Annotated in this window: 29 protein-coding genes; 16 read left to right on the top strand and 13 right to left on the bottom strand. The window is 71.1% G+C overall.

Features of this window, described 5'->3' with window-relative positions; translation table 11 throughout:
* Positions 1–171: 171 nt before the first annotated feature.
* Positions 172–843 (bottom strand): restriction endonuclease, encoded by a 672-nt coding sequence (locus Q392_RS18540; RefSeq protein WP_084217168.1) that lies wholly within the window; start codon positions 841–843, stop codon positions 172–174.
* Between the two features lie 137 nt (positions 844–980).
* Positions 981–1,736, bottom strand: coding sequence for a Coq4 family protein (locus Q392_RS18535; RefSeq protein ID WP_051953715.1), 756 nt, complete (start codon positions 1,734–1,736; stop codon positions 981–983).
* Between the two features lie 134 nt (positions 1,737–1,870).
* Between Q392_RS18535 and Q392_RS18530 the strand changes: the two genes are divergently transcribed.
* On the top strand, positions 1,871–2,575 hold the full coding sequence (locus tag Q392_RS18530; protein WP_051953712.1) for a Crp/Fnr family transcriptional regulator: 705 nt from the start codon (positions 1,871–1,873) through the stop codon (positions 2,573–2,575).
* Positions 2,576–2,611: 36 nt separating this feature from the next.
* On the opposite strand, the gene Q392_RS18525 is transcribed toward Q392_RS18530, so the two are convergent.
* From Q392_RS18525 to Q392_RS18505, 5 genes are all read right to left on the bottom strand, one after another.
* Positions 2,612–3,097: a nucleoside deaminase gene (locus Q392_RS18525; protein WP_038210859.1), complete on the bottom strand. Its 486-nt coding sequence runs from the start codon at positions 3,095–3,097 to the stop codon at positions 2,612–2,614.
* A gap of 19 nt (positions 3,098–3,116) precedes the next feature.
* Positions 3,117–3,452: a hydroxyisourate hydrolase gene (uraH, locus tag Q392_RS18520; protein WP_038210857.1), complete on the bottom strand. Its 336-nt coding sequence runs from the start codon at positions 3,450–3,452 to the stop codon at positions 3,117–3,119.
* Between the two features lie 51 nt (positions 3,453–3,503).
* Positions 3,504–4,016: a hydroxyisourate hydrolase gene (locus tag Q392_RS18515; protein WP_038210855.1), complete on the bottom strand. Its 513-nt coding sequence runs from the start codon at positions 4,014–4,016 to the stop codon at positions 3,504–3,506.
* 214 nt (positions 4,017–4,230) lie between these two features.
* The gene (gene uraD, locus Q392_RS18510) at positions 4,231–4,761 is read right to left on the bottom strand and encodes a 2-oxo-4-hydroxy-4-carboxy-5-ureidoimidazoline decarboxylase (RefSeq protein ID WP_038210854.1); all 531 of its coding nucleotides are present in this window, start codon (positions 4,759–4,761) and stop codon (positions 4,231–4,233) included.
* 45 nt (positions 4,762–4,806) lie between these two features.
* Positions 4,807–6,156 carry an MFS transporter gene (locus Q392_RS18505; protein ID WP_038210852.1) on the bottom strand — a complete coding sequence of 450 codons (1,350 nt, stop codon included), beginning with the start codon at positions 6,154–6,156 and terminating at the stop codon, positions 4,807–4,809.
* Between the two features lie 177 nt (positions 6,157–6,333).
* On the opposite strand from Q392_RS18505, the gene Q392_RS18500 reads away from it, so the two are divergent.
* The 6 genes from Q392_RS18500 to Q392_RS18475 all read left to right on the top strand — a co-directional run bounded on the left by Q392_RS18500 (position 6,334) and on the right by Q392_RS18475 (position 12,216).
* Positions 6,334–7,269 carry a LysR family transcriptional regulator gene (locus Q392_RS18500; RefSeq protein WP_038210851.1) on the top strand — a complete coding sequence of 312 codons (936 nt, stop codon included), beginning with the start codon at positions 6,334–6,336 and terminating at the stop codon, positions 7,267–7,269.
* Between the two features lie 230 nt (positions 7,270–7,499).
* Positions 7,500–8,621, top strand: coding sequence for an acyl-CoA dehydrogenase family protein (locus Q392_RS18495; RefSeq protein ID WP_038210917.1), 1,122 nt, complete (start codon positions 7,500–7,502; stop codon positions 8,619–8,621).
* Positions 8,622–8,625: 4 nt separating this feature from the next.
* Positions 8,626–9,492 (top strand): phosphate/phosphite/phosphonate ABC transporter substrate-binding protein, encoded by an 867-nt coding sequence (locus Q392_RS18490; protein ID WP_038210849.1) that lies wholly within the window; start codon positions 8,626–8,628, stop codon positions 9,490–9,492.
* Positions 9,449–10,669, top strand: a complete 1,221-nt coding sequence (locus tag Q392_RS18485; RefSeq protein WP_038210847.1) for a ferritin-like domain-containing protein — start codon at positions 9,449–9,451, stop codon at positions 10,667–10,669. The genes Q392_RS18490 and Q392_RS18485 overlap by 44 nt, the downstream gene beginning before the upstream one ends.
* Before the next feature lie 9 nt (positions 10,670–10,678).
* A complete protein-coding gene (selD, locus tag Q392_RS18480) occupies positions 10,679–11,740 on the top strand; it encodes a selenide, water dikinase SelD (RefSeq protein WP_038210845.1) in 1,062 nt (353 codons plus the stop codon).
* 8 nt (positions 11,741–11,748) lie between these two features.
* Positions 11,749–12,216, top strand: coding sequence for a GNAT family N-acetyltransferase (locus Q392_RS18475; RefSeq protein WP_342665616.1), 468 nt, complete (start codon positions 11,749–11,751; stop codon positions 12,214–12,216).
* Positions 12,217–12,220: 4 nt separating this feature from the next.
* Here the strand turns inward: Q392_RS18475 and mnmH are convergent, their stop codons facing one another.
* Together mnmH and Q392_RS32045 are read right to left on the bottom strand one after the other, a co-directional pair.
* Positions 12,221–13,270, bottom strand: coding sequence for a tRNA 2-selenouridine(34) synthase MnmH (gene mnmH, locus Q392_RS18470; protein ID WP_038210844.1), 1,050 nt, complete (start codon positions 13,268–13,270; stop codon positions 12,221–12,223).
* Positions 13,267–13,590, bottom strand: coding sequence for a hypothetical protein (locus Q392_RS32045; protein WP_084217167.1), 324 nt, complete (start codon positions 13,588–13,590; stop codon positions 13,267–13,269). The genes mnmH and Q392_RS32045 overlap by 4 nt, the downstream gene beginning before the upstream one ends.
* Before the next feature lie 164 nt (positions 13,591–13,754).
* Between Q392_RS32045 and Q392_RS18460 the strand changes: the two genes are divergently transcribed.
* Positions 13,755–14,495 (top strand): dienelactone hydrolase family protein, encoded by a 741-nt coding sequence (locus Q392_RS18460; RefSeq protein ID WP_051953710.1) that lies wholly within the window; start codon positions 13,755–13,757, stop codon positions 14,493–14,495.
* Here Q392_RS18460 and Q392_RS31385 read toward each other — a convergent pair.
* The gene (locus Q392_RS31385) at positions 14,487–15,428 is read right to left on the bottom strand and encodes a LysR family transcriptional regulator (RefSeq protein ID WP_051953708.1); all 942 of its coding nucleotides are present in this window, start codon (positions 15,426–15,428) and stop codon (positions 14,487–14,489) included. The two genes, Q392_RS18460 and Q392_RS31385, sit on opposite strands and share 9 nt — an antisense overlap.
* Positions 15,429–15,499: 71 nt before the next feature.
* Here Q392_RS31385 and Q392_RS31380 point away from each other — a divergent pair, with 71 nt between their 5' ends.
* Together Q392_RS31380 and Q392_RS18445 are read left to right on the top strand one after the other, a co-directional pair.
* Positions 15,500–16,414 carry a cupin domain-containing protein gene (locus Q392_RS31380; protein WP_051953705.1) on the top strand — a complete coding sequence of 305 codons (915 nt, stop codon included), beginning with the start codon at positions 15,500–15,502 and terminating at the stop codon, positions 16,412–16,414.
* Between the two features lie 46 nt (positions 16,415–16,460).
* Positions 16,461–17,444, top strand: a complete 984-nt coding sequence (locus tag Q392_RS18445) for a Bug family tripartite tricarboxylate transporter substrate binding protein (protein ID WP_038210842.1) — start codon at positions 16,461–16,463, stop codon at positions 17,442–17,444.
* Positions 17,445–17,459: 15 nt separating this feature from the next.
* On the opposite strand, the gene metG is transcribed toward Q392_RS18445, so the two are convergent.
* Complete coding sequence (gene metG, locus Q392_RS18440) at positions 17,460–19,646, bottom strand: methionine--tRNA ligase (RefSeq protein WP_038210840.1); 2,187 nt, start codon at positions 19,644–19,646, stop codon at positions 17,460–17,462.
* Between the two features lie 180 nt (positions 19,647–19,826).
* Between metG and Q392_RS18435 the strand changes: the two genes are divergently transcribed.
* The 4 genes from Q392_RS18435 to Q392_RS18420 all read left to right on the top strand — a co-directional run bounded on the left by Q392_RS18435 (position 19,827) and on the right by Q392_RS18420 (position 22,552).
* Complete coding sequence (locus tag Q392_RS18435; protein ID WP_038210839.1) at positions 19,827–20,864, top strand: isocitrate/isopropylmalate dehydrogenase family protein; 1,038 nt, start codon at positions 19,827–19,829, stop codon at positions 20,862–20,864.
* A 1-nt stretch (position 20,865) separates the two neighbouring features.
* Positions 20,866–21,543: a YceH family protein gene (locus Q392_RS18430; RefSeq protein WP_038210837.1), complete on the top strand. Its 678-nt coding sequence runs from the start codon at positions 20,866–20,868 to the stop codon at positions 21,541–21,543.
* A gap of 84 nt (positions 21,544–21,627) precedes the next feature.
* Entirely contained in the window at positions 21,628–22,062 is a 435-nt protein-coding gene (locus tag Q392_RS18425) for a hypothetical protein (protein WP_038210836.1), read from the top strand.
* An 85-nt stretch (positions 22,063–22,147) separates the two neighbouring features.
* Entirely contained in the window at positions 22,148–22,552 is a 405-nt protein-coding gene (locus Q392_RS18420) for a nuclear transport factor 2 family protein (protein WP_038210835.1), read from the top strand.
* A 15-nt stretch (positions 22,553–22,567) separates the two neighbouring features.
* Here Q392_RS18420 and Q392_RS18415 read toward each other — a convergent pair whose 3' ends face one another.
* Positions 22,568–23,794 (bottom strand): patatin-like phospholipase family protein, encoded by a 1,227-nt coding sequence (locus Q392_RS18415; RefSeq protein WP_038210834.1) that lies wholly within the window; start codon positions 23,792–23,794, stop codon positions 22,568–22,570.
* 42 nt (positions 23,795–23,836) lie between these two features.
* Here Q392_RS18415 and apbC point away from each other — a divergent pair, with 42 nt between their 5' ends.
* A complete protein-coding gene (gene apbC / locus Q392_RS18410; RefSeq protein WP_038210832.1) occupies positions 23,837–24,928 on the top strand; it encodes an iron-sulfur cluster carrier protein ApbC in 1,092 nt (363 codons plus the stop codon).
* A gap of 86 nt (positions 24,929–25,014) precedes the next feature.
* Positions 25,015–25,407 (top strand): hypothetical protein, encoded by a 393-nt coding sequence (locus Q392_RS32870; protein ID WP_157008057.1) that lies wholly within the window; start codon positions 25,015–25,017, stop codon positions 25,405–25,407.
* Here the strand turns inward: Q392_RS32870 and Q392_RS18405 are convergent.
* Positions 25,367–25,528: ATP-binding protein (locus Q392_RS18405; protein ID WP_038210831.1), on the bottom strand; the 162-nt coding region annotated here is incomplete at its 5' end. The two genes, Q392_RS32870 and Q392_RS18405, sit on opposite strands and share 41 nt — an antisense overlap.

Raw genomic sequence — 25,528 nt, 5'->3', positions numbered from 1 at the left:
TTTCGACGTCACGTTTCGGGGCGTGAGCAAGCCGGGTTGCGAATGAATGCCTGATTTGGAGAATGGTGAGCGCCGTCGGCTTCGGGTCGGAAGTCGTCCCTTTTTTCCTGATTGGCGAAGATGTGAATTCAGTCTGAAAAGACCAATCGGTTTAGATCAACTTCAAGGATTTCAAGCGATCTTCATCATGCTGTTGCACCGCGTTCTCCCGTAGTTCGCGCAACCCCAGAATGAGGCCGAGCCATCCTTCTTCTGCCGCAGCACCATCTTCACCCCGCACTTCACGCACGTCGGCTTCCAGTACTCGCCTTCATAGGCGGTCTGAAGTAATGCACGCTGCTGCTCCTGAGTGCGTCCGGCGATCAAGCGAAGCAGACCGTTCCGGTCCTGTGCGTTGATGCGATTGGCGCGTGCAAAGTCCAGTGCGTCATTCGAGAAACTGGAGCTGGTGGCAAAGGTGCCGTACGTGAGATCGTGCGACTTGAGCACGCCATAGAACTCGCGCACTTCCTTCACGCCCACCACGCGCTTCTTCCAGTGCTTGCATTGCACGATCAGCGGCTTGTCGCTATGGGCGGACCAGAGCCAGATGTCCACGCCGCCATCGGCACCGTGCGATTGGCTTTCCGCGCGCATGCCGCTTTGCGCGAAGAGGGTTTCGCACACGGCCTCGAAGCGGCGCCATTCGATCTGATCGAAGACCTTGCCGCTCCACACACGCTCCGGCGGCTCGGCCGGCGCATCCGCGCGTGGCTCACTACGTCGTGGTGGCTGCTGGCGTCGTACTTTGGCCGGCCGCGGCTCCTCATCGAGCACCGCGCCGATGACCTCTCGCCATCCCATCTCCTGCCTCCTTCTTCGGATCTGCAGAGTAAATGTAAGTTGGCGTTACAGATCAGGCCAGTAGACGTTGGTATTCAAATTTCCGTCCTGTCGCATCGGGACAGGACTTTTTTGGCGGGCGCCAGCCGCATGCGGCGTTACGCCGTGGCTGTGCCGTCGGTGCTGTCCAGGGCGGCCAACTCGTCCTGCGCCTTGGCGTAGGCCAGCGCAAGGCCGATGTTCAGCCGGGCGCGCGCGGCCTCCAGCGGCTCGTTCAGCAGCACGTCGTAGTCCTCGCCCAGCAGCCACGCCGCGCGCCGGCCACGCTGCCAACCTTCGAGCACGGCGCGGGCGAAGGCGGCGCTGCGCGACACGCGCAGGCTCTTCAGCGCGGCGGCGCCAGCGATGAAAGCCCAGCCCAGGCCCTTGGTCTGCGCGTAGCTGAAGGCGACCAGCGCCGCCTCGCCCAGCGGCTCGTCGGCCTGGTAGCCGGTGAGCACGTGCCAGATGTCGTGCACGTCGCGGATGCGGCGGGCCATCCAGGCGTGCGGGTGCTCCACCAGCGGGCGGCCCTCGGGGTTGGAGACGTCGGCCAGGCCGGCGGCGGAGTAGCCAGTCTGTTCCAGGAAGGCGCGGTACGCGGCGCCGACGGTGCCGGGCGCGAAGCCGGCGATGTAGGCGGGGTCGGAAAAGCGCTCGGCCAGTTCGACGCGGCGATACGCCTGCTTCGGGCCGCCCTCGGCGCGCATCAGGCGGTCGAAGTTGATGGGCGCCGAGGGGCCGTTGAGCGACTGCATGATGACGAACACCTGCGCCGTGTCGTTGGGGTCGCGCAGCAGCGCGCGCATGGCGCGCAAGGCGGCGGGCAGGTCGCGTTTGTAGGGATGGGGCTTGGCGTCGGCGGCGGCGGTCATGGGGCGCGGTTCCGTGGGCTGGCTGGCTGGCGGGAAGACAAGAGGGAGGCCGCGAGGCGGCGGCCGGTTCCATCTTCCCAGAACGCGCGCCAACCCTGTGTCGGCCGGCCGACTTAAGCGGTAGAAACCGGGGGATGCCTCCCTGGTTGGACTCGCCCGCCGAACGGCTGCAGGTGCTGGGTGCGAGCCCCTGGTTCGCCCACCTGCCGCCCCAGTTGTCGCAATGGATCGCCGAGAACGTGCGCCCGCACGAACTGGCGGCGGGCGCGCGGCTGTTCGTGCGCGGCGATGCGCCGGACGGGATGCACTTCGTCGTCAGCGGCGCGGTGCGCGTGGGCAGCCTGGCGCAGGACGGGCGCGAGTCGCTGCTGATGGTGGCCCGCGCGCCGCAGTGGTTCGGCGAGGCGGGCCTGTTCGACGGCGCGCCGCGCGCGCACGACGCCTGGGCCGCGCACGAGAGCCGGCTGCTGCACTTGCCGCAGGCCGAGACGCTGGCCTTCCTGGGCCGCTACCCGCAGCACTGGAAGTCCTTCGGCCGGCTGCTGGCGCATTCGCTGCGGCTGGCGCTGGGCGCGCTGGAAGGCCATGCGCTGCTGTCGCCGGCACGGCGCCTGGCGCAGCGGCTGGTGGCGATGGCGTACGGCTACGCGGCCTGGCAGGGGCCGTACCAGCGCCTCATCAGCGTGCAGCAGGACGACCTGGGCACGATGCTGTCGATGTCGCGCCAGACGATCAACCAGCTTCTCAAGGAGTTCGAGGCCCAGGGCTACCTGCGCACCGCGCGCGGCGCCATCGAGGTGACGGACATGGCACGGTTCAGGGAGTTCGCGCAGCGCTGACTGCCGCCGCGCCCGCGCGCCCTCCCTGCGGCGCGCTCAGGCCGCAGGCGCCACGCGCTTCCACGCTTCGTAGAGGTCCTCGTCGTCCTTGTCGCGGGCGGGCAGGCCGTGCAGCTTCATCTCGCGCTGCTCGGGCGGGCGGGCGATCTCGACGTAGCCGCGCTCGGCCGAGAGGTCGTAGGGCGCGCCGTCCTCGTTGGAGTAGGCGTAGTAGACCTCGCTCACGCCGGCCAGGTACATGGCCGTGAGGCACATGGGGCAGGGGTAGCCGCTGGCGTACACGGTGGTGCCCGCGAGGTCGGTGGTGCCCAGCGCCTTGGCGGCGGCGCGCACGGCCTGCATCTCGGCGTGGGCCGAGGGGTCGCACAGCGCATCGACTTCGTTGACGGCGGTGGCGATCACCTCGCCGCCGCGCGCGATCACGGCGCCGAAGGGCCAGGTCCTGCGCTCGCGCACGTTGCGCATCGCGGCGCGGATGGCGTCGACGAGGTACTTCTCTGCGTTGGGATCGGGGTGGGTCATCGGTCGGGGTCTCCTGCGGTCAGCTGCCGCGGTAGGTGGAAAAGAACCAGGGCGCGCACAGCATGGGCACGTGGTAGTGCTGCTTGGCGTCGAAGATGGAGAAGCGTACCGGCACCACGTCCGAGAGGCCGTCGGAGGCCTTGAAGTGGTCGCCGACGTGGAAGCGCAGCTCGAAGTGGCCGGTGCGCGCGTCCTTGCCCGCGAGCATGGGCGCATCGGTGCGGCCGTCGGCGTTGGTGCGGGTGGTGTTCATGCGCGTGGGCGGGTTGGTCGCCACGTCGTACAGGTCGACCTGCAGGCCGGCCAGCGGGCGGCCGTTGGTGATGTTGAGCACGTGCGTCGTGATGCCGGTCATGGCGGTTCCTTTCGTGAGTGCGGGGAGAAAGAAGGAGGCGGGCGAGGGTGCTCAGCTACCGCGCGAGTAGGTGTAGCTCCACGGGCCGAACTGGATCGGCAGGTGGATGCGCTCGGCGGTGTTGGCCACGCGGATGCGCACCGGCAGCTTGGTCAGGAAGGGCGGCGTGGGCAGCCTGGCCTGCTTGCCGGCGAAGTAGTCGTCCACGTGCAGCAGCAGTTCGTAGTCGCCGGCCTGGTAGGTTTCGCCGAGCAGCAGCGGGTCGTCGGAGCGGCCGTTGGCGTTGACGACGATGCTGCGCAGCAGCTTGTACTGGCCGCCTTCAAGCTTCGAGAAATCGATGCGCAGGCCGGTGGCCGCCGCGCCGTGGAAGGTGTCGAGCGCGTGCACCGTCAGCCGCGGGCTCACGCCGTGCAGCACGATCGGGCCGCTGGCCTGCGCGGGGCCGGCCGGTTTGGCGGCCTGCGCCAGCGCGCCGTGCGGCGCCAGCGCCGCCGCGCCCAGGGCCAGTCCCGAGAGCGCGAACTGCCTGCGCGCGGGGCGGGATACGACTTGATTTGGCATGGTTGTCTCCGAGTTGTGATGCGGATCTGCGTTCGATCGGTCGCCACCGTTCGGGCCGGGCTCGTCGAAGCCGGGCGCGGCGCTTCGACAGGCTCAGCGTGAACGGTCGGCGGCGATTGAGCGCGTCTCCTTCATGTGCCCGCTGGGGGCGTGGAACGCCGGGCCGGCACCCGCAGGCGCGGCCGGCACGAAACCTGGGATGGGGGCAGCGGGGCTAGCCGCCGACCAGCGCGTCGATGCGCCCGCGGGTGATGAGCCCGATCTGCTCGAGCGCGGTGCGGCGCTCGACGTCCGTGCTGCCCGCGGCGCGCGCACGCAGCGCCTCGAAGATCTGCTGCCGGCTGTGGCGGCGCACGGCGATGATGAAGGGGAAGCCGTGGCGCTCGCGGTAGACGCGGTTCAGGTGCTGCATTTCGTCCAGCTCCTCGCGGCTGAGCGCGTCCAGCCCGGCGCTGCTCTGCTCGCCGGTGGATTCGGCGGTCATCGTGCCGGCCTGCGCCTCGCGGCCGGCCAGCTCCGGGTGGCCGCGCAGGAAGGCGAGCCGGCGTTCCTCGGGCGCCTGGCGCACCACGTCGAGCATCGCGGCGTGCAGCGCGTCGACGCTGGCGAAGGGCCGGCGCGACCAGGCGGCCTGCGCGATCCAGGACGCGTTCTCGAAGGTGGGGCCGACGGCGGCGACGAAGGCGTCGCGGTCCATGGCGTTGAGGGCGGCCAGGTCCAGGCGGGTGGCGGTGAGGGCGGTCATCGGGCGGTGTTCTTCGGTGAAGGTGGGTCGCAGGGCGGCGGTGGCTCAGTGCGCCGGCACGGTGGCGCCCGCCGGCTGCTTGCGGAAGGAGGGCACGCAGGCCAGGATCAGCAGCGTGGCGCAGATCTCCACCGCCGCCACCACGTACAGGCCGGGCGCCAAACTGCCGGTGTGCGTCTTGATCAGGCCGAGCATCCAGGGGGCGCCGAAGCCGGCCAGGTTGGCGATGGAGTTGATCAGCGCCACGCCGCCGGCCGCGGCCGTGCCGGCCAGGAAGCGGTTGGGCATCTGCCAGAACACCGGGATGGCGCTCATGGTGCCGACGATGGCCAGGGTCAGCCCCAGCAGCACAGCCAGCGCGCTGTGGCCGAGGAAGAGGGCGACGACCACCAGCGAGACGGCGCCCAGCGCGGCCGCCAGGCCGCAGTGCCAGCGTGATTCCTGGTGGCGGTCGGAGTGGAAGCCGTTCCAGATCATCCCGGCCGCGCCGCACAGGTAGGCGGCGGCCATGATCCAGCCGACCGAGGCCGGGTTGGTGAAGCCGACCTCCTTGACCAGCGTGGGGCCGTAGAAGGTGAGCGAGGAGTTGGCCGCGATGACGCAGAAGAAGATGAGGATCAGCAGCCAGATGCGCCCGCTCTTGAGCGAGGCCAGCATGCTGTGCTCGCGGTGGCCCTGCGCACGGCCGTCGCGCTCCAGGTCTTCGTGCACCAGTTGGCGCTCGCGGGCCGTGAGCCAGTTCGCCTGCTCGGGCTTGTCGGTCAGGTAGAAGTAGGTCACGAAGCCGGCGATCACCGAGGGGATGCCCTCGATCAGCAGCACCCACTGCCAGCCCGACCAGCCGTTGACGCCGTGCATGCCGTTCATGATGGTGCCCGCCAGCGGCCCGCCGATCACCCCGGCGAAGGCCGAGGCCGACATGAACATGCCGAAGGCCTTGGCCCGCCGGTCGCCCGGGAACCAGTAGGTGAGGTACAGGATGATGCCGGGGTAGAAGCCGGCCTCGAACACGCCCAGCAGGAAGCGCAGGAAATAGAACATCTCCGGCGTCCGCACGAACATCGTGGCGATGGACGTGAGGCCCCAGCCGATGGTGATGCGCATGATCGTCTTCTTGGCGCCGATCTTCTGCAGCAGCAGGTTGCTGGGCACCTCGAAGAAGAAGTAGCCGAGGAAGAAGATGCCGGCGCCCAGGCCGTACACCGCCTCGCTCCACTTCAGCTCGTCGAGCATGGTGAGCTTGATGAAGCCGATGTTGACGCGGTCGATCCACGCCAGCACCCACAGCAGCATGAGGAAGGGGATGAGGCGCCAGATGATCTTGCGATAGACGCCGTCCAGCTCGGTGGCGGCGGACGGCTCGCGCCGGGGGGCGGCTGCGGCTTGTGAGGTCATGGGTTGTCTCCTGGGTGTCGTTCTGGGCGGGGCGTCCGGTGCCGGGGGCGGGCGGGCGCCGTCGCCGCTGCGGCGCAATGTAGGCAGAATCGGCCGCCCCGGCGCGCGGCTTCCATAATGTTCGGCATAACGGTTTGTGATGCCCCGCGCGTCCCCCGAGCCACAGCGCCTGCCGCCATGTCCCGCGTCCGCGACCCGATCGACACCTACCTGCTGCGCGTGCTGGTCGCGCTGGTGGCCGAGCGCAGCGTCTCGCGCGCCGCGGTGCGGATGAACCAGACGCAGCCTGCCATCAGCGCCGCCCTGCGCCGCCTGCGCGAGGCCTTCGCCGACCCCATCCTGGTGCGCGAGCGCAGCGGCATGGTGCCCACCGAGCGCGCGCTGCAACTGCGCGACCGGGCGCGCGGCGCGCTGTCGGAGATCGACCGCATGCTGGCCGGGCCGGAGCAGTTCGAGCCGGCCTCCAGCTCGATGACCTTCACCGTGGCCTCGCCCGACTACCTGGCGGCCAGCTTCATGGCGGACGTGGTGGCGCGCTTCCGCGTCGAGGCGCCGCAGGCGCGGCTGGTGGTGCATCCGCTGAACGCCGGCTACGACTACGAGCGCGCGCTGGCGCAGGGCGAGGTCGACGTCGTCATCGGCAACTGGCCGGAGCCGCCGGAGCGGCTGCACCTGTCGCTGCTGCTGGAGGACGAGCTGGTGTGCCTGATGAGCCGGCGCAATCCGCTGGCCGCGCCGGGCGCGCTGACGCTGGCGCGCTACCTCACGGCCGCGCACGTGGTGCCGGTGCCGCTGGCCGTCTCGCAGCGCGCCGTGGTCGAGACGCACCTGGCCGGGCTGCGGCTCGCGCGCGACGCGCGCATCGTGGTGCCGTACTTCACCGTGGCGCCGCACCTGCTGGTCGACAGCGACCTGCTGTTCACCACCGCGCGCCACTTCGCCATGCAGTTCGTGCGCACGCTGCCGCTGGTGGCGGTGCCGGCGCCCGAGGGCTTTCCGCGCATGCGCTTCTACCAGCTATGGCACGACCGCTCGCAGCACCAGGCCGCGCACCGCTGGCTGCGCGGGCTGCTGGCGGAGGTGGCGGCGAAGATGGTGGCGGCGGCGACGTGATGCCGCGCGGCGGGGGCCGCCCCTGCATAATGCCGCGTGGCCGCCTCGGCGGCACTTTTCCTGTTCGTGAATCGCCGTTGCAGGTCTGCACCGATGTCGCGCAAGGCGAGCCGCCGCCCGTGCCCCGCACCGGCCGCGTCGGCGCCTTCCATGCCCAGGGCGCGAGGCCGGCCGCCGCTGCAGGGCGCCGCAGCGAACGTCCCTTGATCTGCGTGAAAGGCCTGTCTGCCATGTCCTTCCTGTCCTTGCTCGAACCCATCGTCCGCGACGTGATCGCGCCGGCCGCCGAGGCCACCGACCGCGAGGCGCGCTTCCCGCGCGCGGCGCTCGATGCGCTGGGCCGCGCCGGCCTGCTGGGCCTGGTGAGCAGCAAGGAGGTGGGCGGCCTCGGCCTGGGGCTGGCCGAGGCGGCGCAGGCGGTGCAGCGCATCGCGCAGGACTGCCCCTCCACCGCGATGGTGCTGACCATGCACTACGCCGGCACGGTGCTGATCGAGAAGTACGGCCGGCGCGAACTGCGCGAAGCCATCGCGGCCGGCCGGCACGTCACCACGCTGGCCTGGTCGGAGGTGGGCACGCGCAGCCACTTCTGGGCGCCGGTGGGAACGGCGCGGCGCGAGGGCGACGCCGTGGTGCTCGACGGCTTCAAGAGCATGGTCACCTCGGCCGTCGAGGCCGATTCGTACGTCTGGTCGTCGCGTCCCACGCAGGGCGAGGGCGCCTCCAGCATCTGGGTGGTGGACAGCCAACTGCCCGGCCTCGCGCGCACCGCGGTGTTCGACGGCATGGGCCTGCGCGGCAACGCCTCGGCGCCCGTCAAGGCCGAGGGCGTGCGCATCCCCTTCTCGTGCCTGCTGGGCGAGGACGGCAACGGCGGCGAGCTGATGAACAACGACGAGCTGCCGGTCTTCGCCACGCTGATCGCCTCGTGCTCCATCGGAACGATGGACGGCGCGCTGGCGCGCGCCACGGCGCACATCACGAAGAACCGCTTCGAGGAGAGCGGCACCAGCGTGTCGGACCTGCCGACCGTGCGCGCCTACCTGGCCCGCGCGCAGATCCGCGCCGACCAGGCCCGCGTGCTGCGCGACGACACGCTCGCCGCCATGGCCGCCGGCCGCGCCGACACGATGCTGCGCGTGCTGGAGGTCAAGGCCAGTGCCGCCGAGGCCGCGCTGGAAGTGACCGACACCGCCATGCGCATCTGCGGCGGGGCGGCCTTCCGCAAGGACGTCGGCATCGAGCGCCTGTTCCGCGACGCGCGCGCCGCCTCGATCATGGCGCCCACATCGGACGTGCTCTACGACTTCATCGGCAACGCCTTGTGCGACGCCGTCGCCAAGAAGGACTGAACCCATGCCCCAGCCCCAACCCCTCCTGCTCGGCGCCGTCGCCTACGCGCCCAAGGTCGTCACCATCTGGGAAGGCTTCAAGAGCTACCTGGGCGAGCGCGGCTTCGCGATGGACTACATCCTCTACTCCAACTACGAGACGCAGGTGGAGGCGCAGTTCGAGGGCGACATCGCCTTCGCCTGGAACTCGCCGCTGGCCTGGGTGCGCGCCGACCGCATGGCCCGCGCGCGCGGTCAGGCGGTGCAGTCGCTGGTGATGCGCGACACCGACCAGGACCTGCAGTCGGTGCTGGTGGTCAAGGCCGACAGCCAGGTGCAGTCGCTGGCCGACCTGAAGGGCAAGGTGGTGGGCTTCGGCGCCATCGATTCGCCGCAGGCCACGCTGATCCCGCTGGACCACCTGCAGCACGAAGGCGGCCTCGCGCCGGGCAAGGACTACGAGGTGCGCCGCTTCGACGTGCTCGGCGGCAAGCACGGCGACCACATCGGCGGCGAGCGCGACGCGGCCGTCGCCCTGCTGGCCGGCGAGGTGGCGGCGAGCTGGATGATCGCCGGCAACCACCGCGCCTTCGCCAAGGAAGGCACGCTCCCCGCCGGCGGCACGCGCGTGCTGGCGACCACGGGCCTGTACGACCACTGCACGATGACGGTGAGCCCCGGCGTGGACGCCGAGGCGTCGCGCCGCTTCGCCGAGTTGCTGCTGGCGATGGACTGGAACGACGCGCAGGTGCGCCCGCTGCTGGAGCTGGAGGGCCTGCGCCAGTGGCGTCCCGGCCGCGCCAACGGCTTCCGGCTGCTGGAGCGCGCGGCCACCGAGCAGGGCTTCTATGACGACCGCGGAAACATCGTCGCCGACGGCTATCGATATTGAGTCGCTGGGCTTCGACGCCGGCGCGCACCTGCTGGTCAAGCATGCGCTGGCGGCGCTGCCCGACGGCGAGCCGCTGCGCGTGACGGGCCGCTCGCCCGGCTGGCAGGCGCAGCTCGCCGACTGGTGCCGTGCGCAGGGCCATGCGCTGGCGTGGGAAGACGACGCGCACGGCGCCGCCCGCGTGACGCGCGGCAGCGCCGAGGCCGGCCGCTGGCGCGACGCCGCCCGCACCGGCCATGCCGACCCGCGCGCGCCCGGCGCCGTGCTGCCGCAGGCCGATCCCGCCTGGGGCCTGGCCGCGCGCGGCGCGCGGGTCGAGGCCGGCTCGCCGGCCTTCGCCTTCCGGCTGGACCGCAGGGAAGAGGTCTGGGCCGACAACGCCGCCGAACTCTATGCCCAGGCCGTGAGCGCGCAGTGGGACCCCGAGACCGCGCTGGACTGGGATGTCGAATTCACGCACCCGCCCGAGGTCGAGGCCGCGATCCGCCAGGTGATGACCTACATGGTCGAGAACGAGAACGCCGCGCTGCTGGTGCCGGCGCGCTTCCTCGGCCAGATCCACCCGCACTACCGGGAATTGCAGGCGGCGCTGGCGATCCAGGTGGCCGACGAGGCGCGGCACATCGACGTGTTCACGCGGCGCATCCGCGCAGGCGGCGGCGAGCCGGCCCTGTCCACCGCCGGCGGACAGGCCTCGCTCAAGAGCCTGCTGGACGAGCCGGATTTCTCCGTCGCCGGCTTCCTGCTCTCGGTGCTGGGCGAGGGCACCTTCGTCAACCTGCTGCACTTCCTCGCGGCCCACGCGCCCGACCCGCTGACGCGCCAGATCGCGAAGCTGGCGGCGCGCGACGAGGCGCGGCACGTGGCGCTGGGCATGTCGCACCTGCTGCACCGGCTGCAGGGCGAGCCGGCCCTGCGCGGCCGCCTGGCGCAGGCGGTGGAGCAGCGGCACGACAGCCTGGCGGGCACCGCCGGCCTGAACGAGGAGGTGTTCGATGCGCTCATCCTCATCGGCGCCGGCAGTCTCGCGCCCGAGGCCGTGCGCCAGGGCTTCGAGCGCGTGCAGCAGCTCATGCGCGAGATGGCCGACGGCCGCTTCACCCGGCTGCTGCGCCTGGGCTTCGCGCGCGGCGAGGCCGAGCGCCTGTCGGCACTGCACACCCGCAATTTCATGTAGTCCGTTTCCATGACTTCCGAAACCACACCTGTTGCCCCCCGACTCACCTCCCTCTCGCACGGCGGCGGCTGCGGCTGCAAGATCGCGCCCGGCGTGCTGTCCGCGCTGCTGGCGAAGAGCAGCCTGCCGCCGATGGTCTTCCCCGACCTGCTGGTGGGCAGCGAGACGGCCGACGACGCGGCCGTCTATCGGCTCGACGACCGGCAGGCCATCGTCGCCACCACCGACTTCTTCATGCCCATCGTGGACGACCCGCGCGACTTCGGCCGCATCGCCGCGACCAATGCGCTGTCGGACCTGTACGCCATGGGCGCGCGGCCGCTGATGGCGCTGGCGATCGTCGGCATGCCCATCAACGTGCTGCCGCACGAGACCATCGCCAAGATCCTCGAAGGCGGCGAGTCCATCTGCCGCGAAGCGGGCATCCCGCTGGCGGGCGGCCACTCCATCGATTCCGTCGAGCCGATCTACGGGCTGGTGGGCATCGGCGTGGTCGATCCGGCGCACCTCAAGCGCAACGCCACCGCGCAGGCGGGCGACGTGCTGGTGCTCGGCAAGCCGCTGGGCGTGGGCATCCTCTCGGCAGCGTTGAAGAAGAACGAACTGGACGCCGCGGGCTACGCCGCGATGATCAGGGCGACCACCCAGCTCAACCGGCCCGGCACCGAGCTGGCGCGCCTGGGCGGCGTGCATGCGCTGACCGACGTGACCGGCTTCGGCCTGCTCGGCCACACGCTGGAGCTGGCGCGCGGCGCCGGGCTCACGGCCCGCATCGACAGCGATGCACTGCGCTGGCTGCCGGGCGTGCAGGCGCTGGCCGCGCGCGGCGTCGTCACCGGCGCATCGGGCCGCAACTGGGCCTCGTACGGCGATGCGGTGGACGGCAAGGTCGAAGGCGACGCGACGCTGCGTGCACTGCTGACCGATCCGCAGACCTCCGGCGGCCTGCTGGCGGCCTGCGCGCCGGAAGCGGTGGACGAGGTGCTGGCGCTCTTCGCTCGGGATGGCTTCGGCGAGGCGGCGGTGGTCGGCCGCATGGAGGCCGGCGCGGCGCGGGTGTTGGTCGATTGAGGCCGCCCGTGCTGGCGATCCGCGCCTTTCGCGAGGGTGACGAGGCCGCACTGCTGCGCGTCCACCGCTCGGCCATCCGCACGATCGCCGCCCGCGACTACACGCCCGAGCAGATCGACGCCTGGGCGCCGGAAGACGCGGACCTTGCTGCCTGGGCCGAGCGCATGCGCCGCAACCAGCCCTTCGTCGCCGTGCTGGACGAGGGCATCGTGGGCTATGCCGACGTTCAGGCCGACGGGCACATCGACCATTTCTTCGTCTCGGGCGAGCACCCGCGCCGGCGCATCGGTACGCGGCTGATGGCGTGCCTCCACGAGGAAGCGGCGCGCCGGGGCCTGGCCGAGCTGCATGCCGACGTGAGCGCCACGGCCGAGCCCTTCTTCGCCCGCCACGGCTTCGTGGTGGTGCGGCGCCAGCGGCCGGTGCGGCGCGGCGTGACGCTGCACAACGCGCTGATGCGAAAGCGGCTCGGCTAGGGTTTCAGCGGCCGGCGAGCAGCCGCTGCGCCAGCGCCGGCAGCGCCGCTTCGGACAGGTCTTCCGCCGCCACGCCGGCACGCTCTTGCCAGCGGGCGAAGTGCCGCGACTGCGACCGCTCGTAGTGCGGGTCGTAGTGCAGCGCCATCAGCTCGGCGAAGAGGGAAGCCATGTCGCCCTCGCGCGCCCAGCCCTGCCAGCGCGCGACCGTCTCCTTGCCCTGCGCTTCCTTGAAGTGCGCCATCAGCGCGGCCAGCGCCTCGCGGTCCTCGCCGAGGTCGGCATAGTCGCGCAGCAGGTAGGCCAGCCGTGCCTCGGGCGTGGCCTGCACCTCGACGACCGGCGCAGCGCGCATGCGCTCCACCAGCTCGGGCGGCAGGGCGATGCGGCCGATGCGGGGGCTCTCGCCCTCCACGAAGACGGGACGCGCCAGGTCGAAGCCGTCCAGCCTGCCGGCCAGCAGCGTCTCGAAGTGCTTCTGCGACGGCTGCGGCACGCCGCGCCACGCGCCGAGCAGGGAGCCGCGGTGCCGGGCCATGCCTTCCAGGTCCAGCACCTGCGCGCCCAGGGTCTCCATCCGGTGCAGCAGCCGCGTCTTGGCGCTGCCCGTGGCGCCGCAGACCACCACCAGCGGCAGTTGCGGGCAGCGTTCGGCAATGCGGTCGATGACGTGGCGGCGCCAGCTCTTGTAGCCGCCGGCGAGTTGCTGCGCGTCCCAGCCCACCAGGCGCATCCACGCCACCATCGAGCCGCTGCGCAGCCCGCCGCGCCAGCAGTAGACCAGCGGCTTCCAGTTCGCAGGCCGGTCGGCGAAGTGCTCGCGCAGGTGCCGCGCCAGGTTGGCCGCGACGAACGCGCCGCCGATGCGCCGCGCCTCGAAGGCGCCGGTCTGGTGATAGAGCGTGCCGACGATGCGGCGCTCCTCGTCGTCCAGCACCGGGCAGTTGATGGCGCCGGGGATGTGGTCCAGCGTGAACTCGGAGGGTGAGCGCGCGTCGATGAGTGCGTCGAAGGCGCCGATGTCGGCGACGCGCACCGGGCCGCGGGTGCTCATGGCTGCCGTTCTTCCTGCATCTGCTGTTGCTGTTGCTGCTGTGCAGCCGCCCGGCGGTCCTCTTCCTCGGCCTGCTGCTCGGCCAGGCGGCGCTTCTCGCGGTCGGCCGCGGTGGGCTCGCGGAAGCGCACGCTGATGCCGCTGTGGTCGTCCTTGTCGCTGACGGCATCGACCGCCGCGCCCACGGCCTTGCCGGTGAGCTTCGCGGTGCCGATGGCGGCATCGGCCGCCAGGCCGACGGCGCCGGCGCCCACGCTCACCGCCGCGCCGGCCACCGTGACGACGGCGCAGCCGGTGAGCGAGCCGAACGCCGGCAGCATGCAGCAGGCTAGGGCGAAGCCGCGGAGACGGGAAAGGGGAGCGCAAGGCATGGGCCCGCATTGTGCTCGTGGCGGCGGAGGCGTTCCGCGCTATCGGGAAAAGCGGATATCCGTATCGCGCCTGCCGCCTTGTCCGGACGGGGCCGCGTCGCAATGATGCGTCCATGCCCTGCGATGGCCCTGCCAGTTCCTCCCGCGCCCCCGCCTTCGACATCGTCGAGCGCTCGCTCGTCGTTTCCAGTGCCGGGCGCAGCGTGCCCGCTGCCCTGTGGCTGCCGGCGCGCGCCCTCGGCCGGCCCCTGGTGCTGGTGGGCCACGGCGGCTCCGGCGACAAGCGGTCCGCCTTCGTCACCGACGTGCTGCCCACGCTCGTGGGGCGATGCGGCTTCGCCGTGGCCGCCATCGACGGGCCCGTGCACGGCGAGCGGCGCCGCGACGCCGCGGCGCCGCTCGAGGTGCGCGACGAGTTCCGCCGGTTGTGGGAGCAGGGCGGCAGCGTCGAGCCGATGGTCGAGGACTGGCTGTGCACGCTGGAGACGCTGCGTGCGCTGCCGGAGGTGGATGCGGATCGGGTGGGCTACTACGGCCTGTCGATGGGTACGGCGTACGGGCTGCCCTTGCTGGCCGCGTGCGGCGGCATCCGCGCTGCGGCCATCGGCATGTGGGGCACCTCGCGCGTGCACGGCGCGCGGCTGGCGGCGGATGCCCGGCAGGTGCGCTGTCCCACGCTGTTCTCGCTGCAGTGGGACGACGAGGTCTTCACGCGCGAGGGCCAGTTCGAGCTGTTCGATGCGCTGGCCTGCACCGACAAGCACATGCTGGTCTACCCGGGCGGGCATCTCAATCCGGCCGGGCGCCGGCTCGAGAGCATCGTGCAGTTCCTCGCCTCGCAGCTCTCAGCCTGAGGCGATGGTTCCCCTGGCCGATGTCCCTTGTCCATGGAACAGCCGCCGGATCACCCGGCGCAGCCAGACGTGAGCGGCGCTCGCATGCGTGCGCTCGTGCCAGAACAGCGACACCCGCACCGGCCCGAGCGGCAGCGGCGGCACCAGCACCTGCAGCGCGTCGGCGCGGGCGGCGTGTTCGGCGACCGCGCGCGTGAGCGTGGCGAGATGGGCCGAGGCGGCGACGATCGGCGCCGAGGCCAGCGCGGAGGGCACCGTCACGGCCACGCGGCGCACCCGGCCCTGCGCCGAGAAGGCCTCGTCCACGCGCCGCTCGATGGTCGATTCGCCATGCAGCGGCTGGTAGCGCACGTGCCGCTCCTCCAGGAACTGCTCGGCCGAGAGCGAGCCGCGGATGCGGGGATGCCCGCGCGACGCGACCACGCGCAGCTCCTGCTCGTAGAGCGTGGCCTCGTACAGGGCGCCCGGCGGATCGGGCAGGAAGCCGGCCACCAGGTCGGCGCGGCCTTCCTCCAGTTGCTCGCGCAGCCGCGCCGGCTCGGAAGGGCTGAGCACCAGCCGCACCGAGGGCGCGAGCCGCTGCAGCGCCCGCGTGAGCCGCGGCATCAGCAGGAAGCCGACCGACTCGGTGGCGCTGATGCGGAACACCGTCTCGGCGGTGGCCGGATCGAAGGCCTGCGTCATGGCCACGGCCTCGTGCAGCAGGTCCAGCGCGGCGCGGGCGCTGGTCGCCAGCCGCAGCGCGTTGGGTGTGGGCGCCATGCCCCTGCCCGTGCGCACCAGCAGCGGGTCGCCGAAGGCCTCGCGCAACTGGCCCAGGGCCGTGCTCATGGCCGGCTGGCTGATGCCCAGCTGCTCCGCCGCCCGGGAGACGTGGGACTGCTCGACCAGTACGCACAGGCATCTCAACGCATGGAGGTCCAGCTTCCGCATCGATCCAGTTCGTCTCCAGGCTTCGCGCCGTCTTCCTTCTTCCGTCCCATGTTAGCAATGCAGACTCCGACATGACCCAGCCACAGACCCACGACTTCCTTCCCGTGCCCGACTTCCTGCCCGAAGGCGCCTTCGCGCGCCACGCCAGCCTCGACTGGGACCGGGCCGCCTATTCCGACGTGAGCGAGGAGGGCCGGCGCCGCAAGATCATCCGCATGATCAGCCGCGCGCCCAACGCGCCGGTGCGGGTGCGCCACAACTTCCAGATCGGCTCCATCGACTCGTCCAGCGGCAACGGGCCGACGCTGCACGCGCACGACTATCCCGAGATCTTCATCCCGGTGCGTTCGGGCTACTTCGTGGACTACGGCCATGAGGGCCGCCACCGCGCCCGGCTGGACACCTACGATGCCTTCTCGCTGCCGCTGAACGTGCTGCGCAAGTTCGAGGCCACCGAGCATGCGCCGCGCGAAAGCCAGATGCTGTCGGTCTTCGACACCACGCTGGAGGACGCGCGCAAGGGCATCAAGGTGACGCCGCAGATCGCCGCCGCGGACGCCGCGGCCGGCCTGCCGCTGGACTTCGAGGTGTCCGAGGACCTGGTGGACAGTTCGCCTCAGGAAGTGGAGGCGGCCCACATCGCGCGCTTCGCCGACCTGCGGGCCGAGCCGGTCGGCGGACTGCTGCTGCGCCGGCTGGTCGCCACCGGCGACCCGCGCGCCGCGCTGCGCACGCCGCACACGCTGGAGATCGACTTCCTCGAGGTCGCGCCGGGCCGACAGTCGAGCACGCAGCCGGGCAGCGACTGCCGCGAGGTGTTCGTCGCGCTGGAGGGCCGGCCGGTGGTGCTGTGGAACGAGCGGCCGGTCGAGATGGAGCGGCTGGACGTGTTCTCCATCGGCCGCGCCGACAGCCGCGCCATCCGCGCCGAAGGCGGGGCGCGCGCCCTGCTGCTGCGCATCCGCGACACGACCAACAAGACCTGAAGCGCGCACTGGCGCGCCCGACCCGGAACAACAAAGGAGACAAACGATGAAGAACCCGTTCCACCTCGCCGGCCGATGGCTGACGGCGGCAGCGCTGGGCGCTGCCCTGGCCGCGGCGCCGGCGCTGGCCGAGGACTACCCGGCCCGCCCGGTGAAGATCGTCGTCGGCTTCGCGCCCGGCGGTGCCAACGACATCATCGCGCGGCTGATCGCCACCGAGCTGACCAACGCCTGGGGCCAGTCGGTGGTGGTCGAGAACAAGCCCGGTGCCAACGGCGCGATCGCCTTCCAGCAGGTGGCCAAGTCGGCGCCCGACGGCTACACCCTCGGCCTCGGCACGGCGGGGCCGACGACCATGAACCAGTCGCTGCAGAAGCTGCCCTTCGACGTGCTCAAGGACTTCACGCCCATCGTCAACCTGGTGGATGCGCCGCACGCGCTGGCGGTCAACGCCAAGCTGCCGGTGAACAACCTCAAGGAATTCGTGGACTACGCCAAGCGGGCGGGCACGCCGCTGAGCTATTCCTCGCCGGGCATCGGCAACAGCGGCCATTTCGCGATGGAGATGCTCAAGCAGCAGACCGGCATGGCGCTCACGCACATCGCCTACAAGGGCGCCGCGCCGGCCCTCAACGACCTGATCGCCGGGCACGTGCAGGCCTACTTCACCTCGGCGGCGGCGCTGCTGCCGCACGTGAACACGGGCACCATCAAGGTGCTGGCCATCACTTCGGACAAGCGCCTGCCGCTGCTGCCCGACGTGCCCACCATGGCGGAGGCAGGCTTCCCGGACTTTGAGTTCCCCGTCTACGGCGGCCTGCTCGGGCCGGCCGGCATGCCGCCGCAGGTGGTGCAGAAGATCAACGCCGACGCCAACCGGGCGCTGAAGTCGCCGGCCTTCCTGGAGGCGCTCAGGCAGAACGCGATGGTGGCATGGGGCGGCACGGCCGAGGACTTCCGCAGCTTCCTGGTCACCGACCTGGCGCGCTGGGGCAAGGTGGTGAAGGCGGGCAACATCCGGCCCGAATAGGGCCGGGGCAGCGCCTCAGCGCACGCGCATGCCCGGCTGCGCGCCCGGCCAGGGCTCCAGCACGAAGATGCCGGGCTGCGCCTGCTCGTCGGCGTGGCTGGCGGCCAGCACCATGCCTTCGCTGAGGCCGAACTTCATCTTGCGCGGCGCCAGATTGGCGACCATCACCGTCAGCTTGCCGGCCAACTGCTCGGGCTGATAGGCGGAGGCGATGCCGCTGAACACGTTGCGCGTCCTCGGCTGGCCGTCCTCGCCCTTCTCGCCCACGTCCAGCGTCAGGCGCAGCAGCTTGGTGGAGCCCTCGACCTTCTCGCAGGCGAGGATCTTCGCGATGCGCAGGTCGACCTTGGCGAAGTCGTCGATGCCGACGACGGGGGCCAGCGCCTCGCCGCCGGGGGCGCCGGGGTCGGCGGCCGGTGCGGCCGCCTTGGCCGCCTTCTTCGGCGCTGCCGCGGCGGCAGCCGGCTGTTCGGCCGCCGGCGGCTCGAAGAGCTGGTCGAGCAGCTTGGCGTCCACCCGCTGCATCAGGTGCCTGTATTCGCCGATGGCGTGGCCGGCGGGCAGCGGCGCGTCCACGTCGGCCCACTGCAGCGGCGCGATCTTCAGGAAGGCCTCGACGTTCGCCGCCAGCGCCGGCAGCACCGGCTTGAGGTAGAGCGTGAGCAGGCGGAAGGCCTCGATGCACACCGTGCACACGTCGTGCAGGCGCGCCTCGGAATCCGGTTGCTTGGCCAGCTCCCAGGGCTTGTTGGCGTCCACGTACTCGTTGACCTTGTCGGCCAGCGCCATGGTCTCGCGCAGCGCGCGGGCGTAGTCGCGGCCGTCGTACAGGGCGCGGATGCCGTCGGCCTCGGCGCGCAGCGCGACCAGCAGCGCCCGGCCGTCGGCCGTCGGCTCGCCCAGCGCGCCGCCGAAGCGCTTGCCGATGAAGCCGGCCGCCCGGCTGGCGATGTTGACGTACTTGCCCACCAGGTCGGCGTTGACGCGGGCGACGAAGTCGTCGGGGTTGAAGTCGATGTCCTCGTTGCGGCCGTTGAGCTTGGCGGCCAGGTAGTAGCGCAGCCATTCGGGGTTCATGCCGAGACTGAGGTACTTGAGCGGGTCCAGGCCGGTGCCGCGGCTCTTGCTCATCTTCTCGCCGTTGTTGACGGTGAGGAAGCCGTGCACGCAGATGCGGTCGGGCGTCTTGCGTCCGCTGAACTTCAGCATCGCCGGCCAGAACAGCGTGTGGAAGGTGACGATGTCCTTGCCGATGAAGTGCACCTGCTCCAGCTCGGGCTGGGCCATGTACTGCTCGTAGGTGATGGCGGCCGGCGCGGGCGTGTCGTCGTCGATGTCGGTCTCGATGCGGGCCTTGTCCAGCAGGTTCTTGAGCGAGGCGAGGTAGCCCACCGGCGCATCGAGCCACACGTAGAAGTACTTGCCCGGCGCGTCGGGGATCTCGATGCCGAAGTAGGGCGCGTCGCGGCTGATGTCCCAGTCGCCCAGGCCCTCGCTGGTGGTGCCGTCGGGGTTCTCGCGCACGCTGAACCACTCCTTCACCTTGCGCGCCACCTCCGGCTGCACGTGCTTGCCGTTCTGCGTCCACTCCTCCAGGAAGGCGACGCAGCGCGGGTCCGACAGCTTGAAGAAGAAGTGCTCCGAACTCCTGAGCACCGGCTTGGCGCCGGACAGAGCCGAGTAGGGCTCGATCAGGTCCGTCGGCGCGTAGACGGCGCCGCACACCTCGCAGTTGTCGCCGTACTGGTCCTTGCTGTGGCAGCGCGGGCACTCGCCCTTGATGAAGCGGTCGGGCAGGAACATGTTCTTCTCGGGGTCGAAGAACTGCTCGATGGTGCGCGTCTCGATCAGGCCGTTGGCTTTCAGGTCCAGGTAGATCTGCTGCGCCAGCTCGTGGTTCTCGGGCGCGTCGGTCGAGTGCCAGTTGTCGAAGGCGATGTGGAAGCCGTCGAGGTACGGCTTGCGGCCGGCGGCGATGTCGGCCACGAACTGCTGCGGCGTCTTGCCGGCCTTCTCGGCCGCGATCATGATCGGCGCGCCGTGCGCGTCGTCGGCGCCGACGAAGTTGACTTCCGCGCCCGTCATCCGCTGGAAGCGCACCCAGATGTCGGCCTGGATGTATTCCATGATGTGGCCGATGTGGAACTTGCCGTTGGCGTACGGCAGGGCGGTGGTGACGAAGAGCTTGCGCGGAGCGGGCATGGGGCGGGAAGGAAGGCTGTCTGGCGGGCGGGCAGGGGCGGCCGAGGTGCCGCGGGGCAGGGCGCCGGGGGCCGTCATTTTAGGCGGGGGCTTTGCCGGGCGTCCGTCGGCACGGCGTATGCTCCGCGCCTCGGCCGGGGGTACTCCTGCCCGCGCCGCATCGACACAAGGACCGCGCTCATGACCACCTCCCGCATCCCCGCCACCCTGATCTCCGGCGACGGCATCGGCCCCGAAATCATGGAGGCGACCCTGGCCGCGCTCGACGCCCTGGGCTCGCCCTTCGAGTGGGACGCCCAGATCGCCGGCCTGGGCGGCGTGAAGGCCGCCGGCGATCCGCTGCCCCAGGCCACGCTCGACTCCATCCGCAAGACCCGCCTGGCCCTCAAGGGCCCGCTGGAGACGCCCTCCGGCGGCGGCTACCGCAGCTCCAACGTGCGGCTGCGCGAGGAATTCCAGCTCTTCGCCAACGTGCGCCCGGCGCGCACCATCGTCCCCGGCGGCCGCTTCGACAACATCGACCTGCTGGTGGTGCGCGAGAACCTGGAGGGCCTGTACATCGGCCACGAGCACTACATCCGCATCGACGACGACCCGCACGCCGTGGCCATGGCCACAGGCATCAACACCCGCCAGGGCTGCCTGCACATCCTGCGCTACGCCTTCGACACGGCCATCGCCCAGGGGCGGCGCAAGGTCACCGTGGTGCACAAGGCCAACATCATGAAGGCGCTGACCGGCATCTTCCTGGAGACGGCCGAGCGGCTGTACGCGGCCGAGTACCAGGGCAAGTTCGAGTTCCAGACCATGATCGTCGACGCCTGCGCGATGAAGCTGGTGCTCGACCCGTGGCAGTTCGACATGCTGGTGACGACCAACCTGTTCGGCGACATCCTGTCCGACCTGGTGGCCGGCCTGGTGGGCGGGCTGGGCATGGCCCCGGGCGCCAACATCGGCAACGACGCGGCCATCTTCGAGGCGGTGCACGGCTCGGCGCCCGACATCGCCGGCAAGGGCATCGCCAACCCGATCGCGCTGATGCTGGCGGCGGCGCAGATGCTCGACCACGTGAAGCGCGCCGACCTGGCCGGGCGCCTGCGCACCGCCATCGACGAGACACTGAACGTGGACCAGGTGCGCACCGGCGACCTGGGTGGCAGTGCCGGCACGCTGGCCTTCACCAAGGCGCTGGTCGCACGCATCAAGGGCGGCGCCTGAGATGACAACGGACCCGGCGCTGCCCATCCTCTCGCCCGTCGAGGCCCGCGTGCTCGGCGTGCTGGTGGAAAAGCAGCGCACCGTGCCCGACAGCTACCCGCTCACGCTCAACAGCCTGCTCGCCGGCTGCAACCAGAAGACCAGCCGGCAGCCGGTGATGGAACTGTCCGAGGCCGAGGTGCAGGATGCGCTGGAGAGCCTGCGCCGCCGCAGCCTGGTCGACGAGACCAGCGGCGGCCGCGTGCTGCGCTATGGCCACAACGCCGACCGCGTGCTGCGCATCCCCTCGCAGTCGCTGATCCTGCTGACAGTGCTGATGCTGCGCGGCCCACAGACGGCGGGCGAGCTGCGCATCGCCAGCGACCGCATGCACAACTTCGCCGACATCTCCTCGGTGGAGGCCTTCCTCGACGAGATGGCCGAACGCGCCGCCGGCGCGCTGGTGGTGAAGCTGCCGCGCCTGCCCGGCGCGCGCGAGAGCCGCTGGGCGCACCTGCTGGGCGGCCCGGTCGCGGCCGAGGTACTGGCCGCCGCGCCGGCGGCGCTGCCGGCCGGCGCCACCGATGCGGGCGAACTCGCGGCGCTGCGCGAGCGCGTGGACCGGCTGGAAGCCGAGGTGGCCGCCCTGCGCGGCGCGCTGGCGAAGGTCTGCGGCGAACTGGGCATCGAGGCCGGCTGAGCGCTGCCGGTCGGGCTATGGCGCCCGTCGGATGGCCGGCGCCGCCGCCGGCCGCTTCAATACGGCGCACCGGAGGTCCTCGTCATGACCAAGCCCGCTGCCGTCTGTTCCTCGCTGCGCTGCGGCCACGCCCTGGCCGAGCCGGCCGACCGATGCCCTGCCTGCGGCCGGCCCACCTGGTCCGCGCGCCGGGTGGCCGTGCTCGGCTGCCTGATGCTGGGGCTCGGCCTGCTGCTGGCGGCCGGCATGGCCGTCCTCGTCTGGCTCCTCGCGCCGGGCCTGCTGAATCCCGGCATGGCGGATGCGGGCGGCACGCGCTTCACCGGCACGGCGCCCCAGGGGCGGCAGGTGCTGTGGCTGCTGGTGCTGGTCGGCCTGTTCGGGGCGCTCAGCATGGCCAACGGCACATGGCAGCTGGCGACCGGCCGCCGCAGCCGGCCCATGCTGGTGGCCACCCTCGTGCTGGTGGCGGCGATCGTCTTCACTGCCTGGCGCACCGTCGCGATGCTGAAGGCGTGACGGCGGCGGGCGTCTCCTGCAGGACGCCGCTGCCTCGCCGGCTGCGCTACCGTGCGGCCTTTCACTGCCCGCAGGAGGCGCTCCGATGACCACCCCGACCGCCCTCGCCGAATGGCACCGCCTGGTGCGCGAACGCGATGCCGCCGGCCTGCCCGCGCTGCTCGACGACGATGCCGTGTTCCATTCGCCCGTGGTGCACACGCCGCAGCGCGGCAGGGCGCTGGCGGCCGCGTACCTGGGTGCGGCCTTCCAGGTCTTCTTCGACGACAGCTTCCGCTACGTGCGCGAGACGGTCGCGGCCGACCATGCGGTGCTGGAGTTCGCCGTCACCCTCGACGGCGTCGAGGTGAACGGCGTGGACATCATCAGTTGGAACGCCGCGGGCCGCATCACCGAGTTCAAGGTGATGATCCGCCCGCTCAAGGCGATCCAGCTCATCCACCAGAAGATGGCCGCGATGCTGCAGGCGCGCCAGGGCGGCGCCGGCTGAGGACAGGGGCTGCCGTCAGCCCTGCGGCGCGGCGCCGCACCAGCCGAAGAAGCGCAGCACCTCGTCGCGGCGGGCCAGCGTGTCGGCGCGGCCCAGGGCCATCAGCTCGCGCGTGAAGCCGCTGTCGAAGAGCAGGTAGCTGGCCAGCGCGGCCGACTGCGCCGCGCTGGTGCCGTTGCCGCCGTTGTGATGCCCGAAGGCGCGGCGCACCACGCCGGGCAGCGCGCCCACGTGGCGCGAGGCGATCACGTCGACGCGCTCCGAGGGCGAGATCACCAGCAGCTGCACCGGCCGCAGCTGGGTGTGGCGCCGCGCCTCCTCCGGGATCAGCGCCAGCGTCTGGTTGATGCGCTCGGCGCGCTCCACGTCCACCGCCAGCGCGTCCAGGAAGATGCTCGACAGCGCATGGCCGGCGATCTGCGCCAGGCTGGGCTCGCCGCCGAAGGTGTTGGGGCCGGCCGCGTCCACCGGCTCGCGCATGCGGCCGGCGCCCACCACCAGGATGCGCTCGGCGCCCAGATGGATGGCCGCCGCGATGGGGGCCGACTGGCGCATCGAGCCGTCGCCGAAGTACTCCACATGGTCGCCGCGCGCGATGGCGGTGGCCGGGAAGACGAAGGGGATCGCCGAGGAAGCCAGCAGGTGGGCGTGCGTGATCGGCCCCGGCACGGCCAGCCGCTGCGAGCGCACCCAGGGCTGCATCGGCCGGGCCGACTGGTAGAAGGTGACATGCTCGCCGGTGTTGTAGCTGGAGGCGGTGACCGCCAGCGCGCGCAGGTGGCCGGCCGCCATCAGCGCCGGCAGCCGCTCCAGCGGCACCAGGCGCGCCAGCAGCTCGGCCAGCGGCGCGTTGTCCAGCAGCGAGCGCGGCTGGCGCCGCCGCCAGCGCGCCAGCAGGCGCGCCAGGCCCATCAGCATGCGCCAGCGGCCGGGTGCGTCCAGCAGCGTCAGCGGGTCGGTGCGGTAGACCTGCTCGGGCCGGAAGTCGCGCCACACCTCGGCGATGTGGCTCACCGCCCGGTCGAAGTCCGCCGTGCCGCAGGCCAGCGCGGCGGCGTTGATGGCGCCGGCCGAGGTGCCGGTGATGACGGGAAAGGGGTTGCCGCTGCGCCGGGCGCCGCGCCGCAGTTCGGCCAGCGCCTCCAGCACGCCCACCTGGTAGGCGGCGCGCGCGCCGCCGCCCGTGAGCAGCAGGCCGGCGACAGGGGATGAGGGGCTTGTGGAGGGTGAGGCCGAGGACATGGAGAGGACCCGTAGACTAAGCGCCCACGAGGAGTTTCATCAATGGCAGTCACCCCAGGGGTCCTTGCGGACGCGCTTCAGGCCGTCGCGGACCCGAACACCGGCAAGCCTCTGGCGGCCGGCAAGTCCCTCCAGAACATCCGCATCGACGGCGACGACGTCGCCTTCGAGGTCGAGCTGGGCTATCCGGCCAGGAGCCAGCACGACGCGCTGCGCCGCGCGCTGGTCGATGTCGCCAGGGCCGTGCCCGGCGTGGGCAACGTGTCGGTCGGCTTCACGCTCAACGTCGTCAGCCATGCCGTGCAGCGCGGCGTGCAGCTGCTGCCGGGCGTGAAGAACATCGTGGCCGTGGCCTCCGGCAAGGGCGGCGTGGGCAAGAGCACCACCGCCGCCAACCTGGCGCTGGCGCTGGCCGCCGAGGGCGCCAGCGTCGGCCTGCTGGACGCCGACATCTACGGCCCCAGCCAGACCATGATGATGGGCGCCGGCGGCAAGCCCGAGAGCACCGACGGCAAGACCATGGAGCCCATCCGGGCGCACGGCCTGCAGCTCATGTCCATCGGCTTCCTGGTCGAGCCCGACCAGGCCATGATCTGGCGCGGCCCCATGGCCACCCAGGCGCTGGAGCAGATGCTCCGCCAGACGAACTGGAAGGACCTGGACTATCTGATCGTCGACATGCCACCCGGCACCGGCGACATCCAGCTCACGCTGAGCCAGCGCGTGCCGGTGACGGGCGCCGTCATCGTCACCACGCCGCAGGACATCGCGCTGCTGGACGCGCGCAAGGGGATCAAGATGTTCGAGAAGGTGGGCGTGCCCATCCTCGGCATCGTGGAGAACATGGCGGTGCACGTGTGCACGAACTGCGGCCATGTGGAGCACATCTTCGGCGCCGAGGGCGGCAGGAAGATGGCGGCCGACTACGGCATGCCCTACCTGGGGGCGCTGCCGCTGGCCCTGTCGATCCGCGAGCAGGCCGACGGCGGCCGGCCCACCGTGGTCGCCGAGCCCGAGGGCGAGATCGCCGCCCTGTACCGCGAGGTGGCGCGCCAGGTGGCGGTGGGCATCGCGCTCAAGGCCAAGGACTTCTCGGCAAAATTTCCGACCATCACGGTCAGCAAGGACACCTGAGCGGCGGCACACTCCCCCGGCGGCGCTGCCGCCGCGCCCCGCTGACCGGGCTCCTTGATGAGCAACGACCGCTTCCCCACCAAGAGATGAACAAGAAGAACACATGGCTCCGCTGGATCGGCTATTCGTTGATCGCGCTTCTGCTGCTGATGGTCGCGAACTATCTCAAGAACAAGATCGAGGGCAACCGGAAGCAATTGAACGGACTGGCTGTTCTCATGGCGGGCATGGCGCAGGAACAGGAGCGGGCCCGTTCGGATGCCGCGAAGCTGTCGGATGCCCTGAAGAGAATCGATGACGAAGTCAGGACGCTGGACAAGGGAATCGAGCAATTGAAACTGAGCGAGAGGGAAAGGCTGAATGCCACGCTCGGAAAGTGTCAAGCGCCATCCAGATCTGGCCCCCTGACGACATTGAGTTCTGCCCCCCGGTTGATGATCAGTTCGTTGTCGCTTCGGTATTCGCGCTGGCCTGGTTAACCAGGCCAGCGCGGCGCTTCGTTCTGAGGCGGTAGCTGTCGCCGCGGATCGTGATCACGTGGCTGTGGTGCAGCAGCCGGTCCAGGATCGCTGTGGCGACCACCGCATCACCGAACACGCC

Origin of the sequence: Xenophilus azovorans DSM 13620 (assembly GCF_000745855.1) — a bacterium.
Lineage (GTDB): Bacteria > Pseudomonadota > Gammaproteobacteria > Burkholderiales > Burkholderiaceae_C > Xenophilus > Xenophilus azovorans.
Note: the sequence above shows the minus strand (reverse complement) of the source record. Positions and strands in the feature narration are given on the sequence as shown.

Excerpts from the sequence above, each read along its gene's own strand:
- Q392_RS18495 (WP_038210917.1), top strand. The coding sequence starts at position 7,500 with ATGTCCTTCCTGTCCTTGCTCGAACCCATCGTCCGCGACGTGATCGCG.
- Q392_RS18415 (WP_038210834.1), bottom strand. The coding sequence starts at position 23,794 with ATGTCCTCGGCCTCACCCTCCACAAGCCCCTCATCCCCTGTCGCCGGC.
- Q392_RS18485 (WP_038210847.1), top strand. The coding sequence starts at position 9,449 with ATGACGACCGCGGAAACATCGTCGCCGACGGCTATCGATATTGAGTCG.
- Q392_RS18425 (WP_038210836.1), top strand. The coding sequence starts at position 21,628 with ATGACCAAGCCCGCTGCCGTCTGTTCCTCGCTGCGCTGCGGCCACGCC.
- Q392_RS18505 (WP_038210852.1), bottom strand. The coding sequence starts at position 6,156 with ATGACCTCACAAGCCGCAGCCGCCCCCCGGCGCGAGCCGTCCGCCGCC.
- Q392_RS18500 (WP_038210851.1), top strand. The coding sequence starts at position 6,334 with ATGTCCCGCGTCCGCGACCCGATCGACACCTACCTGCTGCGCGTGCTG.
- Q392_RS18460 (WP_051953710.1), top strand. The coding sequence starts at position 13,755 with ATGCCCTGCGATGGCCCTGCCAGTTCCTCCCGCGCCCCCGCCTTCGAC.
- uraD (WP_038210854.1), bottom strand. The coding sequence starts at position 4,761 with ATGACCGCCCTCACCGCCACCCGCCTGGACCTGGCCGCCCTCAACGCC.
- metG (WP_038210840.1), bottom strand. The coding sequence starts at position 19,646 with ATGCCCGCTCCGCGCAAGCTCTTCGTCACCACCGCCCTGCCGTACGCC.
- Q392_RS31385 (WP_051953708.1), bottom strand. The coding sequence starts at position 15,428 with ATGCGGAAGCTGGACCTCCATGCGTTGAGATGCCTGTGCGTACTGGTC.
- Q392_RS32870 (WP_157008057.1), top strand. The coding sequence starts at position 25,015 with ATGAACAAGAAGAACACATGGCTCCGCTGGATCGGCTATTCGTTGATC.
- Q392_RS18515 (WP_038210855.1), bottom strand. The coding sequence starts at position 4,016 with ATGCCAAATCAAGTCGTATCCCGCCCCGCGCGCAGGCAGTTCGCGCTC.
- uraH (WP_038210857.1), bottom strand. The coding sequence starts at position 3,452 with ATGACCGGCATCACGACGCACGTGCTCAACATCACCAACGGCCGCCCG.
- Q392_RS18420 (WP_038210835.1), top strand. The coding sequence starts at position 22,148 with ATGACCACCCCGACCGCCCTCGCCGAATGGCACCGCCTGGTGCGCGAA.
- apbC (WP_038210832.1), top strand. The coding sequence starts at position 23,837 with ATGGCAGTCACCCCAGGGGTCCTTGCGGACGCGCTTCAGGCCGTCGCG.
- Q392_RS18525 (WP_038210859.1), bottom strand. The coding sequence starts at position 3,097 with ATGACCCACCCCGATCCCAACGCAGAGAAGTACCTCGTCGACGCCATC.
- Q392_RS18445 (WP_038210842.1), top strand. The coding sequence starts at position 16,461 with ATGAAGAACCCGTTCCACCTCGCCGGCCGATGGCTGACGGCGGCAGCG.
- Q392_RS18430 (WP_038210837.1), top strand. The coding sequence starts at position 20,866 with ATGACAACGGACCCGGCGCTGCCCATCCTCTCGCCCGTCGAGGCCCGC.
- Q392_RS18530 (WP_051953712.1), top strand. The coding sequence starts at position 1,871 with ATGCCTCCCTGGTTGGACTCGCCCGCCGAACGGCTGCAGGTGCTGGGT.
- Q392_RS18435 (WP_038210839.1), top strand. The coding sequence starts at position 19,827 with ATGACCACCTCCCGCATCCCCGCCACCCTGATCTCCGGCGACGGCATC.
- Q392_RS18540 (WP_084217168.1), bottom strand. The coding sequence starts at position 843 with ATGGGATGGCGAGAGGTCATCGGCGCGGTGCTCGATGAGGAGCCGCGG.
- Q392_RS18490 (WP_038210849.1), top strand. The coding sequence starts at position 8,626 with ATGCCCCAGCCCCAACCCCTCCTGCTCGGCGCCGTCGCCTACGCGCCC.
- Q392_RS32045 (WP_084217167.1), bottom strand. The coding sequence starts at position 13,590 with ATGCTGCCGGCGTTCGGCTCGCTCACCGGCTGCGCCGTCGTCACGGTG.
- Q392_RS18535 (WP_051953715.1), bottom strand. The coding sequence starts at position 1,736 with ATGACCGCCGCCGCCGACGCCAAGCCCCATCCCTACAAACGCGACCTG.
- selD (WP_038210845.1), top strand. The coding sequence starts at position 10,679 with ATGACTTCCGAAACCACACCTGTTGCCCCCCGACTCACCTCCCTCTCG.
- mnmH (WP_038210844.1), bottom strand. The coding sequence starts at position 13,270 with ATGAGCACCCGCGGCCCGGTGCGCGTCGCCGACATCGGCGCCTTCGAC.
- Q392_RS31380 (WP_051953705.1), top strand. The coding sequence starts at position 15,500 with ATGACCCAGCCACAGACCCACGACTTCCTTCCCGTGCCCGACTTCCTG.